Source organism: Leptospira ryugenii, from assembly GCF_003114855.1.
GTDB classification, from domain to species: domain Bacteria; phylum Spirochaetota; class Leptospiria; order Leptospirales; family Leptospiraceae; genus Leptospira_A; species Leptospira_A ryugenii.
On the sequence record NZ_BFBB01000002.1, the window covers coordinates 545,491 to 560,746 of the forward strand.

Genomic DNA, 15,256 nt, shown 5'->3' on the forward strand with positions numbered 1-15,256 from the left:
ATTTATTGAATTTTAAGTGTGGATAAAGTCACTATCGCAAGTAAAATGCCGATGATCCAAAATCGAATCACTACCTTTTCTTCTGACCATCCAATCAATTCAAAATGATGGTGAAGTGGCGCCATTTTAAAGATTCTTTTGCCTCTCAACTTAAAGGAACCCACCTGCAAAATAACACTCACGGCCTCGGCAACAAAGATCCCTCCGAGAATCACCAAAAGAAATTCTTTCTTTAACATAATGGCTGTTAAACCCAAAGTTGATCCTAAAAATAAAGAACCTGTGTCTCCCATAAACACTTGAGCGGGGTGGCAATTGAACCATAAAAAACCGAGCAAGGCACCAGAGAGTGCTGCTAAAAAGACAGAATACTCATGTGCACCCGGTAAATAAGGGATATTTAAGTAATTTGCCGCAACCGGAGTTCCCGAAACGTATGCAATCAAACCAAGGGTGGCAGTAGCGATGACAACAGTTCCACTTGCCAAACCATCTAAACCATCAGTAAGGTTAACAGCATGACTACTTCCAATGAGAACGAGAATGGCAAAGGGAATTGCCAATACCCCAAGGTTCCAGACGGGACCTTTCCAAAAAGGAAGAAATAAGTCTGTGATCTCAAAAGGAATACCCTTACTAGCAAGGGTATTTGGTTTTCCTGTAAAATAGAAAAAAATAGATGTGACGGTGATCGCAATGAAAATCGTAATTAGGAATTTGCTCCTGGCTCGCATCCCTCCTTTGATTTTCTTCACAGACTTCATATAGTCATCCGCAAATCCTAATCCACAAAATGCAATGGCCGATGAAAGAAGGAGGAGTACATTTAGATTTCGTAAATTCCCCCAGAGAAGAACGGAAATGGAGAGCGAGAGAATCATGATAAGCCCCCCCATGGTAGGGGTACCCGATTTCTGCGCATGGGACTCTGGGCCATCTGAGCGAACACTTTCACGAAACTTCAAAGATCGTAAAAAATCGATCATCGACTTCCCGTATACAAAAGTTATAAACATTGCCGTGATGCCAGCCATCATTGCGCGAAAGGTTACATAATTAAAAATCCTAAGTGGTCCAAGTTCATTTCCATACAATTCATAAATCCAGTGAAACATATAATCTATCCTGATCTCTCATTAAAAGCCAAGTCTACTTCTTCATGATCGACAAAATGCAATTTCTCCTTTCCGATTATTTGGTAAGTTTCATGACCCTTTCCACAAACTAATAAAATGCCATCCTTCTCCAACATTTGTATGGACCTTTGGATGGCTTGGCGTCGGTCTGCAATGGTTTCAAAGCGTTTGAATCCTCTTGAAAATCCTGATTCGATTTCCATTAAGATGGAAAGTGGGTCCTCAGTTCTAGGATTATCCGAGGTCAATACCACATAGTCAGCATACTGTTCCGCGATTTTTCCCATCTGAGGTCGTTTTGTTCTGTCTCTATCGCCTCCGCAACCAAACAAGCAAATCAATTGCCGTGGGTTCAGATCCTTACAACTTTTTAAAACATTTTCTAAGGCATCTGGAGTGTGTGCATAGTCGACGACGGCGATCCTTTCTTCTTTTGGATCTGGAACCACTTGGAATCTACCAGGCACGGTAGGTAGAGTTTGTATAATCTTCAAAATTTCTTCCCAGGGAAATCCGAGTTCAAGTGCTATAAACGAAGCCATACTCACATTGAAGACATTAAAATTTCCGAGTAAATTTGTATGCGCCTTTCTCACTTCGATAAAAGGAAGATTTTTTTCCTTTTTGTGGAGCCTGAATTCGCTTCGAAATAGGCTGAGTTTTACATGCGAAAAATTATACTCTCCAGAGCTACCTAACAAGAAGATAGGCGATTTGATTTGGTTTTGTTTGATTGTCTCCATCATCTCGGCACCGCCAGGAACATCACAGGCCAATATCCCGAATTTATTAATTTGGCTGGAAGATTCTAAAAGCTGAAAGATTTTGAATTTACTCATCAAATAATCTTCCATGGTCCCATGAAAATCCAAATGGTCTTGGGTCAAGTTCGTAAAACCCACTGCCTGCACTTCAATGCCACTCGTTCGTCCAAGCTTCAGTCCATGTGAACTCATCTCCATGAAAACATATTCTATTTTTTGGTCTGCCATCTCTTTCAATAAAAGATTCAAACTTGAGGCGTCTGGAGTTGTGTATGAGGATTCTCGGATTTCGCTTCCAAATCTGATTTGCACAGTTCCAATCAGACCACATTTTTTTCCAAGTTCACTTGCGATATGATAGAGAATATAGGTAAGAGAGGTTTTTCCATTTGTTCCAGTGATACCCACTACTTTCAGACGCTTACTAGGTTGGCCAGCTAACAGATGTGCAAGTTTTCCATATACATCACCTAGATACGCATCTGTTTCTAATATTAGGTCAAACTGTGTTTTATCGATTAACTTCAACTGCCCGGGGCCTAACAAAATGGCCTTTACATTTTTCTCTTTCAATTGACCTAAAAATTCAGGATAGCGTGCATTTTGTCCTTCTGGAAAGACAAAGATATCTCCTGCTGAAACTCTCCTTGTATCGGAATGAACGTATCCTATTTCTGAATCGGTTTCATTTTTTGTGATTCGGATTTCTGGCAGTTTTTTTATGATATCTATAACTTTCACACAAACTCACTTTTTTATCTCTGGTTCTTTCGGTAATTCGATGGTGACAATTCTATTTCCAACACTGACTGGTAGATATTGATATGTCCTTCTATACAAAGCCTCGATCCTTTCTGCAGACGTATAAGAGACTATCCCTATTTTTAAATCATCGTTTCTTCGAATGAGATCATCTTTTTCCACCACCTTCTCTCGGATCATTCGCTTCAATTTTGCAGTTTCTATGCCCTGTGATACGACAAAATAAAAAATCAGTAGTATAGGAAATAAATAGGGTATCGGTTCCAGCGGAGCAAAGAATTGCCTTAACTTCTCAGGAAGACTCTTTCCAATCGAAACTATTTTATGATTCTTCATCTTCACACATTATCGGAACATTTTTTTGAATTCCACGTAGCTTCGCGGAGCGGGAAGCTCGGTTTTGCCTGATTTCGGCATCAGTTGGTATCAATGGTTTTTTAGTTAAGACCGTAAAACTACCGCTAGCCTGGAGATCTCGAAAGGTCCATTTTACAATGCGATCCTCGAGGGAGTGAAAGGAAATACAAGCCATGATTCCATTTTCCTGTAGAAGACCCGATAAATTGCGAATCCCTTTTTCAGCATGTTCTAACTCTTGGTTTACCTCAATCCTCAGGGCTTGGAAAATTCTGGTCGCAGGGTGTGTATCCTTTGGCCAAAATTTACGCGGTATGGAAGACTCCACTAATTTCACAATTTCTTGGTTTTGGGTGAATTTCTTTTTCTTTCTAGTCTCAATGATTTGGTTTGCTATGCGGAGTGCCCACCTCTCTTCCCCATATTCTTGGAAGATGCGCTTAAGTTCTAAAACGGAACTAAAATTGACGATATCCGCCGCCGTACGATTCCCTATCTGTGGTTCCAATCTCATGTCTAGGGGTTCCTCCTGCTTCAGAGTAAACCCTCTTCCTGAATGGAGGAAATGGTAAAGGGAAACCCCAAGATCAATCAAAACAAAATCCAGGCCTGGACAACCGATCTCTTCCAAACACTCTCTGTCTATCTCCGAAAAATTACTTCGAATCGGGAAAACTTTGCCCCTGCCCTCCATCGTTTTTTTGGCTCGTTCCAGCATCACTGCATCTCTGTCCACCATCACCAAATTGGCCTCAGGAAAAGTGTCCAAAAGCAAGGAGGAATGCCCACCTTCGCCAGCAGTGGCATCTAAAATCCAGGTTGGGTTCCCAATCTTTGCCAGTTGGATCACTTCAGAAGGTAAAACGGGTATGTGTGGGCTTACAATCACAGTTCTACTTTCTTTCTCTTCTCATTCCAAAATCCTTGCAATCCTTTAATGTACACGGGATGTTGAATGTCAGATGAGCTCCTTCGAAGAACACTCCCATCGAAAGAATCTATTTAGTGTGAACAAGTTGGGCTATGCAAAAGGAGACCGTCCGAACGTGGACTGTATACTCTGTGGGGTTCGAGATAAAGACCCTTTGGTGCCCAATCTAACGATTCATGAATCGGAGCTTTCGATCGTATCTGTGAATCTATTTCCCTACAATCCTGGACATATCATCATCTTTCCGAAACGCCATATCATTGCTTATGAGGAACTGACAAAGGAAGAAGCTGAAGACATCCATCTTCTGACCCAAAAAACCCTTTCCATTCTAAAACAAAAATGGGCTGTACAAGGTTTTAATTTAGGTTATAATTTAGGCAAAAATAGCGGAGGCTCTATCCCTCATATCCACCAACACATTGTACCGAGATTTCCGAATGAAGCAGGTTTTTTAGACGTATTTGCCAACACCCGTGTCGTCATTTATGAGCCATTCGGTATGCAAGAGCAGCTCAAACAGTTTTGGAAAGAATTTTAAATCTTTTTCTGGTAAATGGTATGGCCTAAAAACTTGAACTGGTCTGAAATACCAAACATAGTTTCGGAATGCCCTAAAATCAAATAGCCCATGCTCTTCAACTGTTCTGCAAAATTAGAAAATAAGGTCTTCTGAGTTTGTTTATCAAAATAGATAATCACATTTCTACAAAAGATAAGATCGATCTTTTCTTTAAATGGAAATGGGAAATGCAAAAGGTTGATCTGTTTAAATTCAATCAAAGATTTAAGATGCGGTTTAACTTGGTAAGAGATATGGTCACGGTCAGTGAGTTTGTTAAAGTGTTTTGTCTTCAAAGCTTCGCTGATAGGCTCTAGACGGTCCTCTTTGTAGATTCCTTCGCTTGCTGTTTTTAAGACAGCGGTATCGATGTCTGAAGCATAGATCTTTACATTCCAACCAGTTTTGTTTTGGAAGTAATCATAGAGAGTGATGGCAATGGAATATGGCTCTTCGCCAGTGGAAGATGCCGAACACCAAATGCGTAGGTGTTTTGTTTGTTGGTTTTCCCTTTCAAATTCAGGAAGATAGGTATTCTTTAAGAATTCAAAATGATGGTTTTCTCGGAAGAAATCCGTCTTATTGGTTGTAATGCGATTGATCAATTCTTGCATTTCATCAGATGCAAACTTAGGATCACGTTTCAGTCGGTTCACATATTCAACATAATCTGAAATGCCCAATGTTCTAAGGCGTGTGTTGAGCCTCGATTGGACCATAACCTTCTTATGTGGGGCAAGGAAAATGCCCGCTTGTTTGTATACCAAATCTTTGATATATTCAAATTCTGAGTCACCAATTGCATTTAAAGTAGTTCGGAAGTCCATTCGATTAACACATTGAAACTACCATTAAAAGGAATGCTATGACAAGCGGTTTTTTAGAAGCTGGCAGAATGAGAGTCGGTATTGTGAAGCACCTAAACGCTCGCCCCCTCACCTATTATTTCGAAAAAAATACTCAGTATGAAGTGACTTCAGACCACCCCGCAAAGCTTATCGGGCTTCTCCAGGAAGGGATTTTGGATATGGCACTGGTTTCTTCCATCGAATGCGAACGCAATGCTCACATTTTGGACTATTCTAAGGTGGTTGGAGTCTGTGCCAAAGATGTGGTCAGATCCGTTCTGTATTTCCAAAATAAGGCAACCAGGCCAGAAGCTGAGAAATTTATTTACACAGACAGTGGCTCTCGTGCCAGCGTGGCACTCTTGCAATGCCTCTTTTACCTTGAGTATGGTTTTGTACCTAGTGTTGTTCCAAGTCCCGCCGATCAGATTGAAAGGATGATGGAAGAGGGTTTTGGTTCTCATCTGCTCTTTGGTGACCATGCTCTCCTCCACAAAACCCAAGAGGCCTACCAAATTCTAGATCTTGCCGACTGGTGGAACAAAAAAACGCAACTTTACTTTTGTTTTGCGTTCTGGGCGAAAAGAAAAGAGATACAAGTTGAAGAATCACTCTACCTCGAGGCACTTTCTTTTGGTATGGAGCACATAGAAGAAATCATACAAAATGAAAAGCGACTTCCCACAGCTATCGTGGATCGCTATCTCAAACAAGAATTACACTTTATCCCCGAAGCAAAAAACTTGGAAGGGTTTTCTCTGTATCTAAAAACCTGCCGTGAGATTGGCATCTTATCTTGATCTCATATCAGAAGAATCGTATCTTATATTCCCAGGATTTTGCCTCCGGGTTTTCCATGGTTTCCTGGAGAGGCATTTGGTAGGTAACATTGCCGAGCCCAACCAATCCTCTAGAAGAGATGCATTCGGAGTCCTTGGGGAAGAGAACTCTAAACTGTAATTTACCTTCACGTAACAGCCGTATGGTCTCGCCTATAATTTTCTTCTCACCAACACTTTCCCCTTCCTTGGAAAGTTCTGAAAGGTTTGGGAATTCACGTTTTACGTTTAAAGATCTTGCTTTCAATTTAGAAGAAAAATTACCAATCAATATACCTTCCAATTCTGCACTATCCTCAAAATCGATTTTGTAGGAAACTCTGCCTTTCCGTTTGAAAATCGTGTCAATAAATTCAGTTTTATCAAGCTCTCGGAAGGTAAAATCACGAATCACAAGACTTGTGCTAGGCTTTCGCAAAATTTTCTTTTGGATACTTTCTCTATCTGTTGGCAAAAATTTTAAGAGGGATTCTTGGGTTTCTTTTTTAAGAGGAACCGTATAGCTAACTTCTACCGTACCAGAGTTTAGTTTGCGAAAGAGAATGGTTTCTTCATACTCAAAACAATTTACAAAACACAAACAGAGGCATAGGCTACAAAAGCCAAAAATACGGTTCATATTTCTAAGCTCCTCTAGAAGAGAAGCCTAGGTCAATGTTTATTTCGAGACTGGGTAGGCCTCATTGCCATGTTCTAGGATATCTAGACCCATCAATTCCTCTTCCTCGGACACACGTAAACCTACGGTCACCTTGATCAAATAGAAGAGAAGAAAGCTAATCCCAAAGCTCCATACAAAGGCGAGAGCCACACCGATCAACTGTGCAAAGAGTTGGTGAACGCCACCACCATAGAAAAGGCCTGTGTTCACATTGAAGAGTCCAACTGCCAATGTCCCCCAAGCTCCGCATACGCCATGTACAGAGACGGCACCTACCGGATCATCGATTTTGATCTTATCAAAGAACAAAACACTAAAGACCACAAGAATGCCAGCAATCAAACCAATCACAACGGAACCAAGGATGCTGACCTGGTCACAAGGTGCGGTAATGGCCACCAATCCAGCAAGACCTCCATTCAAAGTAAGACCGATTTCCGGTTTGCGAAATAAGATCCAAGTCGTCGCCATGGCTCCGATAGCCCCTGCGCAGGCCGCCATATGGGTCACCACTGCGATGATGGCAAAGTTTCCATCTTTGATGGATGTCGTTGAACCAGGGTTAAAACCAAACCAACCAAACCAAAGGATGAAAACACCTAAAGCTGCCATTGACATATTGTGTCCAAGGATCGGAAACACACGTCCATCTGGCTGGAACTTACCCAACCTTGGCCCCACGACAATGGCTCCCGCAAGACCTCCCCAAGCACCGATGCTGTGGACGACTGTAGAGCCAGCAAAGTCCAGAAAACCCACACCAGATGATTCACCGACAGCACCTAGGTTTAAACTTTCAAGAAAACCTGCGTCTCCGAATAGGCCTCCCCAAGCAAGGGAACCAAACAACGGATAGATAAATGCAGTGATGAATACAGAAAAGAGCAAATAGGCAGGGAATTTCGTTCGCTCCGCCATAGCACCCGATACGATGGTTGCAGCGGTTGCCGCAAAGACAATTTGGAAGATAAAAAAGGAATACTTCCCAGGGTCAGGAGTTTGTCCTTCTGAGAGCAAAAGTGAATCCGCGACCCCAGGTAGGCCTATGCCAAACCCTGAGATGATTTGTGGTCCAAACATCAAACTGAAACCAACTAACCAGAAGGCAATGGCTCCCACCGTCAGGTCGGAAAAGTTTTTCATTAAAATATTAACGGCATTCTTTGCACGAGTAAACCCAGCCTCTACAAAGGCGAAACCTGCTTGCATAAAGAAAACGAGGAAAGCGGCAATACAGGTCCAAATCCAATCTGCCTCAGAGCCTGCCTTTTCTTGCTTGGCTTCTAGTTCCGAAAGTTTTTTTTCCAATGCCTCAAAGCTGCTAGGTGCGCTAGCTTCTGGATTTGGAGATTCTTCTCCAAAGATCTGGCTACTTGTTGTTAGAAAAAAAGTAAAGAGAAGACCCAATGCCAAGGCATTAGGTCTTTGGAAGATACGATACATCATTAGCTTGCCCTTTGCGAAAGCCCTTCTAATTTAATTAAAGAAGCTTTCAATTCTGTATTTTGTGGAGTGTTTTTTACGCCTTGCTGTAAGACTTTGATCGCTTTTGGTTTCGCATTTTCTTTGAGATAACATTGAGCAAGTAGAATGCTCGCTTTGCCAAAGGAATGGTCAGCAGATAGCGCCATCTTTAAGGCACGTTTTGCTTCGGAAATCTTTCCCGCCTTGTAATAGGCTCTACCCATCATGAAATAGGAGCTTGCGGTATTATCTCCAGATGTTTTTAAATAGGCTTCAAGATATCGAATCGACTCCTCATAATTACCGTCTCGGTAATATAGTTTTCCTAGAAACAATAGAGTCTCTTTTAAAGACGAGTCAATTGAGTATGACTTCAATGCCAAGGCATAGGCATCATCTGCCTTCATCTTCGCGTTGGCTTGCTTCGCCAAACTGAGATAATGGGATGCTTCTGGAATCGAATCGCCACAGTAAAGAAACAGGAAGGATAGGTCATCTCCAATCGCTGCATTTCTGCAATACTCTCGAAACCGCAAGATGAACTTTTCTGCTAGTTCCTTTACATTTACCTTTCCTCTGTTTTTCTCAACGAGAAGCTCTCTCTCTTCGGAAAGCCAAGTCTGAATCCTTTCCGGACCGATCTCTTCTTTTTCTGGATTTCTCTGCTCGGTAAAACCATCGGACATGAGCAAAAGAAAATCGCCAGCATCCAACTTGCCTTGTTTTTCCTCGTAGTCACTTTTTCGAACGGGTAAAATTCCTAGTGGAACACCTTTCGTATCATACGTGATAAACTTATTGTCTGCAGATTTATAATGCATCATTCTTTGGTGGCCTGCATTCACATAGCCAAAAGAATAATCACTGAAGATCCTCACCATGAAGGCTGTGAAATAAGTAGACTCGGGAAGTTGTTCCCTTAGGTTTTCACCCAATTCTTCCATAATCTCAGTGAGTCCGAGACCTGCCATAACAGATCGTCTAAATTGGTGGTGGATTGCCATAGTGACAAGGGCTGCTGGGATTCCATGGCCAGATACATCGATATTGATCGCCGTGAGAGAATGTCCCTGTCGAACAATATCTACCAAATCTCCACTCACCTCCGCCATAGGCTCGTAATGCGAAGCAAAATAAACACCGTTCCAAGCACTTAGGTCTTGCGGTAGGATTTGACTTTGGACATTTCGTCCCATTTTTAAATCCCACTCCAGCTGATTTAAAATGGCTGCCTCTCTTGCTCTTGCAGTGACAAGGCCCTCAATCAATCTTACTCCAGAAAGTGCGAGAGCCAATTGAGAGGTTAAGGCTTCCAGAATTTCCAAATCATCTATGAGATAAAAATTTTCTCTATTCGATTCTACAGCAAGAGTACCAAGGCAATCTTCCTTTTGGAGGATGGGCACACACATTACTGATCTAGTTTTTTCCCCTTCATCAATAAAATCTGGAGATTTACTCAAATCGTTCACTAAAATTGGTTTTTTAGAAGAAAAGACAGCTCCTGAGTATCCCTCACCTAACTTTAAATTCCGCCTAGGCGGTTCCGTTTCCTTTACGAACTTGACTGGCACTAAGAATTCTCCATCCCATAGACGAAGAGTCGTGTTATCTGATTCGAAAATCTCTTGGCAGATCAACATGACTTTGGAAAACAATTGATCCTCTTTATCTAAGTTGGCAAATTCTTTGGATATATACAAAAGGATGGCAATTTTATCTTTATCGGTCAATCCCCCAACGACTTTGTTTTGTCCTCGGAAGTTGACGAGCATACGTTTTGAAACTTTGAAGTCGACCATATACCTTACCCTTTCTAATGCACTGCAAAAATCGTACCGACTAAGCAATTAGTCCAAGGATCATTATATAAACTGATTATTTCTACAAATTGTATAGAAATAACACAAAAAAGACATCTCTGCAAACACTGCGCTAGGCGATATGCTTATTATTTAGACATGTCATTGTCTAAACTTTGTACACTAGGTAGGACATACACTAATTGGAGACCCAAGGTCCGCTCCACTTCGATCGGAGGTTCACTGCCCCTGATTTGGTTTTGTTGGAAGAAACAATTGAAAAAGATACCCTTTCCAAAGGCATCTGGAAATAATTCTGTCGCATACCCAATCGAGGCACCATACATCTTTTGGAGACCTGAGGATTGAGTAGCCCTGGTATTGTTTGCTAAGCCAAATAGGATTTGAGAGCTGGAAGAATATTTCCAGCCCAGACCGAAAGATCCGGTGAACATGGTAAGGGAGGGATAATCTGGTTTTTCTTCTATACCGTTTAACCTAAAATATGCCCTCTCCCAAATAACACGCCTTAGTTCTGAATACAAAAAAACATATTCATTCAAATCATATTGAACTCCCAAAGACACTCTTTCTGGAAGACGCTCTCTTAACCTTTCACTCCCAAGAAATGAGTCCATCCGAAAAGAACCAGGGCTTTCAAGACTAATACCGAACGTAAATTTATCGTACACTATGCCCACACTTGCATAGGCACTCAGTGAATAGCTACTGATCCCACCCACTCGGCTTGCCAGTGAAGGTCCGATTCCAAAACTTAAAAAGATGGAGTCGTTGAGTGCATAGCTAAGAAAGACTTGGCCTTGGTATGCTTGTAATTTTTCTTCTGTTGGGAAGGAACGTGAATACATTGGCCGCGCGCGCACTCCGAAGCCCATTGATGCATTCCACTGGTAATACGCTGAACCATTGAATTGATATGCAAGATTGCTTTGTTTTTGTTGGTTAGCCAATAGACCAAACGAAACCAAAGAGGATTTGTTGTAGGCTAAAAGTGCAGGATTGCCTGAAGAATTTGCAAGTGCGTTTCGCAGACCAACTCCTTCCGAATACAAACCAGCTCCAAGGCCCGAGGATACATTTTCCTCATAGCCTGAAAACTGAGCCTTGATAGGCGAAACAAAGAATGCACTTGTGAATATAAACAAGGCAAAAGAATTCTTCATTAGTTACAATTTCTCTTGAGTTTCTTAATGTGCAAGGGAATATTGTTAAGCTATGGCCAAGCCAATGTTTAAACAGTTTCGGTCTCCCCAAGGATGGTACTCGCTTTTGTACCCTGCCCATTGGGAACATATGGTGGTGGAGGAGATACCAGCTTTCTTCCATCCAGACGGTGCAGGTGCCTTACAATTTTACGCCTTCGAATCCAAGCAAGATTCTTTTGATGTAAATGCAGAACTGGCCAATTACCTAAAAATCCACCAGATAGATTACGAAGAAGATAAAGTTGCAGAATTTGAAAATAACGAAGGCTCCTCTATCAGAGCTTGCGAATTTGAGAAGGAAGGGCGCATCTGGCTTGTGTATATGATTGCAAATCAAAAACAGATGCTATTGGCAACATACAATGCAGATGAACCTGTTGACGAGGAAATGTTCCAAAACCTGACAGACATCATCAGTTCAGTCCGATTCCTTTGATTTTTTTCTTTACTTTCAGTTTTAGTCTGACACCTTTCTAAGATTTTAGAACCATCTATAGACAGGAGACTTACATGAAAAAAATCCTCATTGGGATTGGGGCATTTTTGGGAACCATCCTCACCCTACTCATCATTGGATTGGTATTTGCGGGCAGCTTTATCACCAATGAATTTTTAGTAAAACAAATTGAATCATCGATCAACGTCAGAGCTAACGTTGAAAAGGTAAACATCAGTCTATTTAGTGCCTTGTCTAGTATTGAAATTGAAGGGATTCAACTAGCATACCGTGATTCTATCGCAGATAAGGGAACTGCATTAGGGGAAAGAAAGCCAATCTCCAATCCAGTAATTTCAATAGGAAAAGCCTCTGTAAAAGTTTCATTCTTGGCACTCTTACAAAAAAAGTTTGAGCTAAAGAAACTACTTATCTCGGAACCTAAAATAACACTCGTCATGTTTGAGAATGGAGGGAACAATCTTACAACTCTTTTCAAAACTCCCTCTACTGTGAATGGAGAACCCAATCCTGCCCTAAGCCCTGAAGCCATTGCGGAAAGAAAAAAAGAAGAAGCTGAAGAAAGGCAAAGGGCCAAGGATGAACCATCTGAGCCATTTTCAATCAAGAGCATACCAATCGCTATCCAGATGGGTTTGGTAGGTTTGGAACATGCCGACGTATCAGTCTTGATGAAAAAAACTGGCCAAGTAATCCAAGTAAAAGATTTGAATCTAAAGTTGACGGATATCGACATCGATGGAGCAGATCTTGCTAATCATAACCATGTGAGTGTTGATTTCGATGCAGACGTAACTATCATTGGAAAGGCAAAAAATGAGGCCGCACAATTTCTATTGGATACAAATGGTGAGATCTCACCCTTTGTGGAAAAAACAGGGCTTGTCAACCCCAGTGTTATCTATAACGTAACTATGCAAGAAGACTCTTTTCTCTCAGGTTTTGCTGCCTTTGATGCGATCGCCGGAGAACTTCCAATCTTAAACCAAGCAGGCCTTAAACTGGATAAGCTGAAGGAAAAGGCAATCTTGAAAAAAGATGTAAGTTTTAAAGTATCTTATGCAGATGGGAAAGTTACTTTCTTAGATGAACCAACCTTTCCAACAAAAAATTATGATCTTCAAATCAATAAAGGTTCATTTCTGATCATCACAAATAACCAGCATGAGATGAAAATGGGTATGCTCTATGACGAAGAGGAATCCAAAAAATCTATCGCTGGAGTGGACGCAAAAATTAAGGACGCAACGAAAGGATCGGGTGATCCAAAAGAACTAAGAAACAAAGTATTAGGTTCACTCATCAAAGACGACAGGATCAATATCCCATTCAAAACATCAGGTGACATCAGAAATCCTTCGGTTACTCTGGGTGTGGAAATTGGTTCTTTGGCTGATCTGCTCGGTGGCGCAATCAAAGGAGCTATCAAAGGTAAGATTGGAGACGAACTTAAAAAAATTCCCGGTGGAGATGCATTGAAAAAATTTGGGTTTTAAAGGTTTGTAACGATGCAAAAAGGATCCACAATATCTTTGTGGATCCTTTTTAATTTAACGACCGTTTCCTGCCCGTTTTCTCATATTGGCATCTAGGATCTTTTTCCTAAGCCTCAAACTATTAGGCGTGACTTCCAACAATTCATCATCATCTAAAAACTCAATGGATTGCTCTAGAGTCAGTCTTTTGGGAGGAGTCAAACGGATCGCTTCATCTGAACCAGAAGCTCTTACGTTAGTAAGCTTTTTTTCCCGTACTGGGTTTACTTCTAAATCTGAATCACGAGCGTTCATCCCAAGGATCATCCCAGGATAAACTGCAGTTTGAGGCTCAATGAATAGCTCCCCTCTTTCTTGCACCTTCCAAAGAGCGTAGGCAGTAGCATCTCCAGAATCCATGGATATGAGAGCTCCATTTTTCCTTCCTGGAATTTCCCCTTTGTATTTATCATAACGAAGGAAGCGGCTAGACATTACACCTTCACCTCGAGTTTCGGAAATGAAATGACCGCGAAATCCGATAAGGCCCCTTGTGGGTATCTCATATTCAACCCGAGTTATACCAGAGGCATGCGTCTCCATTCCTTGGAGTTCCCCTTTACGTCGATTCAGTTCTTGGATCACAGCTCCACTGAACTGCTCTGGCATATCCATCACCAAATTTTCGTAAGGTTCCGTTTTTTCACCATTTTCATTTGATTTTAAAATAACTTCAGGTCTGGAAACTTGCAACTCATAGCCTTCTCGACGCATTGTCTCTATCAAGACAGAAAGGTGCAATTCTCCCCTTCCCAAAATTTTGAATCGATCTTTATCTTCTGTCTCTTCTAACTTAAGTGCCACGTTTGTCTCTAATTCACGGTCTAGTCTTTCCCGTAAGTTTCGAGTGGTAACAAATTTCCCTTCTTTGCCAGCAAAGGGGGAATTGTTAATCATAAAAAACATGGAGACCGTAGGTTCTTCGACTTGTATGGCCGGCAATGGAATGGGATTACCTAAATCACAAACCGTATCTCCAATGAACATGTCTGGGATACCTGCAATCGCTACGATATCACCAGAAACTGCTTCGTCCATTTCGTAGCGTTGCAATCCTTCATAGCCATACACTTTTGTGATTTTATAATTGGCAGTTTGGCCATTTGTCTTTGCGAGAGTGACATCCTGTCCTTTTTTCAATGTGCCTGCGTAGATTTTACCGATGGCGATCCTTCCTACATAGTCATTATAGTCAAGAGCCACTACTTGGAATTGCAAAGGTCTTTGGTCATCCGATTTTACAGCAGGAACATGTGCGAGGACTTTGTCGAGAAGCGGTTCAATATTCTCTCCTGGAGAATCCTTTAACTCATTCACCGCCCAACCTTGTTTTGCCGAAGCATAGATGATGGGAAAGTCCAACTGTTCTTCTGTGGCTCCCAAATCGCTAAACAAATCAAATACTTTATCAACAGCAAAGGCAGGCCTTGCTCCGTCTCGATCCACTTTGTTGACAACGACAATGGGTTTGTGGCCCAATTGTAAAGACTTGCCCAGCACGAAACGGGTTTGAGGCATGGGACCATCAAACGCGTCCACCAGAAGCAAAGTGCAATCTGTCATAGACAGAACTCGTTCCACCTCTCCGCCAAAATCGGCGTGGCCAGGAGTATCGACTATGTTGATACGGGTGTTCTTATACTTTACAGAGGTATTTTTGGCAAGAATTGTAATCCCTTTTTCCTGTTCCAAAGCATTGGAATCCATGATCCTTTCACGGTCTTCTTTAGCGGTAACGGCTCCTGTATGGCGGAGGATGCAATCTGTCAGGGTAGTTTTCCCATGGTCGACGTGGGCAATGATGGCGATATTTCGTATTTCCATTGTTTTTACCAAAAATTAGGAATGCTCTAGGCTGTCTAGGGCATTTGCCATTGACAAGCCCATGTTCCTATAAATCCTGGTAAGAACA

Annotated in this window: 14 protein-coding genes; 4 read left to right on the forward strand and 10 right to left on the reverse strand. The window is 41.6% G+C overall.

Annotated features, from left to right (window positions below; translation table 11 throughout):
• Positions 1-2 precede the first annotated feature (2 nt).
• The 4 genes from mraY to rsmH are packed head-to-tail and all read right to left on the reverse strand — an operon-like array spanning position 3 to position 3,908.
• Positions 3-1,115 carry a phospho-N-acetylmuramoyl-pentapeptide-transferase gene (gene mraY / locus DI060_RS03350; protein WP_108973662.1) on the reverse strand — a complete coding sequence of 371 codons (1,113 nt, stop codon included), beginning with the start codon at positions 1,113-1,115 and terminating at the stop codon, positions 3-5.
• A 5-nt stretch (positions 1,116-1,120) separates the two neighbouring features.
• Complete coding sequence (locus DI060_RS03355) at positions 1,121-2,641, reverse strand: UDP-N-acetylmuramoyl-L-alanyl-D-glutamate--2,6-diaminopimelate ligase (protein ID WP_108973665.1); 1,521 nt, start codon at positions 2,639-2,641, stop codon at positions 1,121-1,123.
• A gap of 6 nt (positions 2,642-2,647) precedes the next feature.
• Positions 2,648-2,998: a hypothetical protein gene (locus tag DI060_RS03360; protein WP_108973668.1), complete on the reverse strand. Its 351-nt coding sequence runs from the start codon at positions 2,996-2,998 to the stop codon at positions 2,648-2,650.
• Entirely contained in the window at positions 2,985-3,908 is a 924-nt protein-coding gene (gene rsmH / locus DI060_RS03365) for a 16S rRNA (cytosine(1402)-N(4))-methyltransferase RsmH (RefSeq protein WP_108973670.1), read from the reverse strand. The genes DI060_RS03360 and rsmH overlap by 14 nt, the downstream gene beginning before the upstream one ends.
• Positions 3,909-3,981: 73 nt before the next feature.
• Between rsmH and DI060_RS03370 the strand changes: the two genes are divergently transcribed.
• Positions 3,982-4,491: an HIT family protein gene (locus DI060_RS03370; protein ID WP_108973672.1), complete on the forward strand. Its 510-nt coding sequence runs from the start codon at positions 3,982-3,984 to the stop codon at positions 4,489-4,491.
• Here DI060_RS03370 and DI060_RS03375 read toward each other — a convergent pair.
• Positions 4,488-5,339, reverse strand: coding sequence for a CheR family methyltransferase (locus DI060_RS03375; protein ID WP_108973674.1), 852 nt, complete (start codon positions 5,337-5,339; stop codon positions 4,488-4,490). The two genes, DI060_RS03370 and DI060_RS03375, sit on opposite strands and share 4 nt — an antisense overlap.
• Positions 5,340-5,377: 38 nt before the next feature.
• Between DI060_RS03375 and DI060_RS03380 the strand changes: the two genes are divergently transcribed.
• The gene (locus DI060_RS03380) at positions 5,378-6,160 is read left to right on the forward strand and encodes a menaquinone biosynthetic enzyme MqnA/MqnD family protein (RefSeq protein ID WP_244594258.1); all 783 of its coding nucleotides are present in this window, start codon (positions 5,378-5,380) and stop codon (positions 6,158-6,160) included.
• Between the two features lie 7 nt (positions 6,161-6,167).
• Here the strand turns inward: DI060_RS03380 and DI060_RS03385 are convergent, their stop codons facing one another.
• The 4 genes from DI060_RS03385 to DI060_RS03400 form a co-directional block, all read right to left on the reverse strand.
• Complete coding sequence (locus DI060_RS03385) at positions 6,168-6,818, reverse strand: LIC11874 family lipoprotein (RefSeq protein ID WP_244594259.1); 651 nt, start codon at positions 6,816-6,818, stop codon at positions 6,168-6,170.
• Between the two features lie 39 nt (positions 6,819-6,857).
• A complete protein-coding gene (locus tag DI060_RS03390; protein WP_439956876.1) occupies positions 6,858-8,306 on the reverse strand; it encodes an ammonium transporter in 1,449 nt (482 codons plus the stop codon).
• On the reverse strand, positions 8,306-10,126 hold the full coding sequence (locus DI060_RS03395) for a GAF domain-containing SpoIIE family protein phosphatase (RefSeq protein ID WP_108973679.1): 1,821 nt from the start codon (positions 10,124-10,126) through the stop codon (positions 8,306-8,308). Before DI060_RS03395 ends, DI060_RS03390 begins: the two co-directional genes overlap by 1 nt.
• Before the next feature lie 149 nt (positions 10,127-10,275).
• A complete protein-coding gene (locus DI060_RS03400; RefSeq protein WP_108973681.1) occupies positions 10,276-11,310 on the reverse strand; it encodes a hypothetical protein in 1,035 nt (344 codons plus the stop codon).
• 52 nt (positions 11,311-11,362) lie between these two features.
• Between DI060_RS03400 and DI060_RS03405 the strand changes: the two genes are divergently transcribed.
• Both DI060_RS03405 and DI060_RS03410 read left to right on the forward strand, forming a co-directional pair.
• Positions 11,363-11,788 carry a hypothetical protein gene (locus DI060_RS03405; protein ID WP_108973683.1) on the forward strand — a complete coding sequence of 142 codons (426 nt, stop codon included), beginning with the start codon at positions 11,363-11,365 and terminating at the stop codon, positions 11,786-11,788.
• A 74-nt stretch (positions 11,789-11,862) separates the two neighbouring features.
• A complete protein-coding gene (locus tag DI060_RS03410) occupies positions 11,863-13,305 on the forward strand; it encodes an AsmA family protein (RefSeq protein ID WP_108973685.1) in 1,443 nt (480 codons plus the stop codon).
• A 54-nt stretch (positions 13,306-13,359) separates the two neighbouring features.
• Here DI060_RS03410 and typA read toward each other — a convergent pair whose 3' ends face one another.
• Entirely contained in the window at positions 13,360-15,168 is a 1,809-nt protein-coding gene (typA, locus tag DI060_RS03415) for a translational GTPase TypA (protein ID WP_108973687.1), read from the reverse strand.
• Positions 15,169-15,256 lie beyond the last annotated feature (88 nt).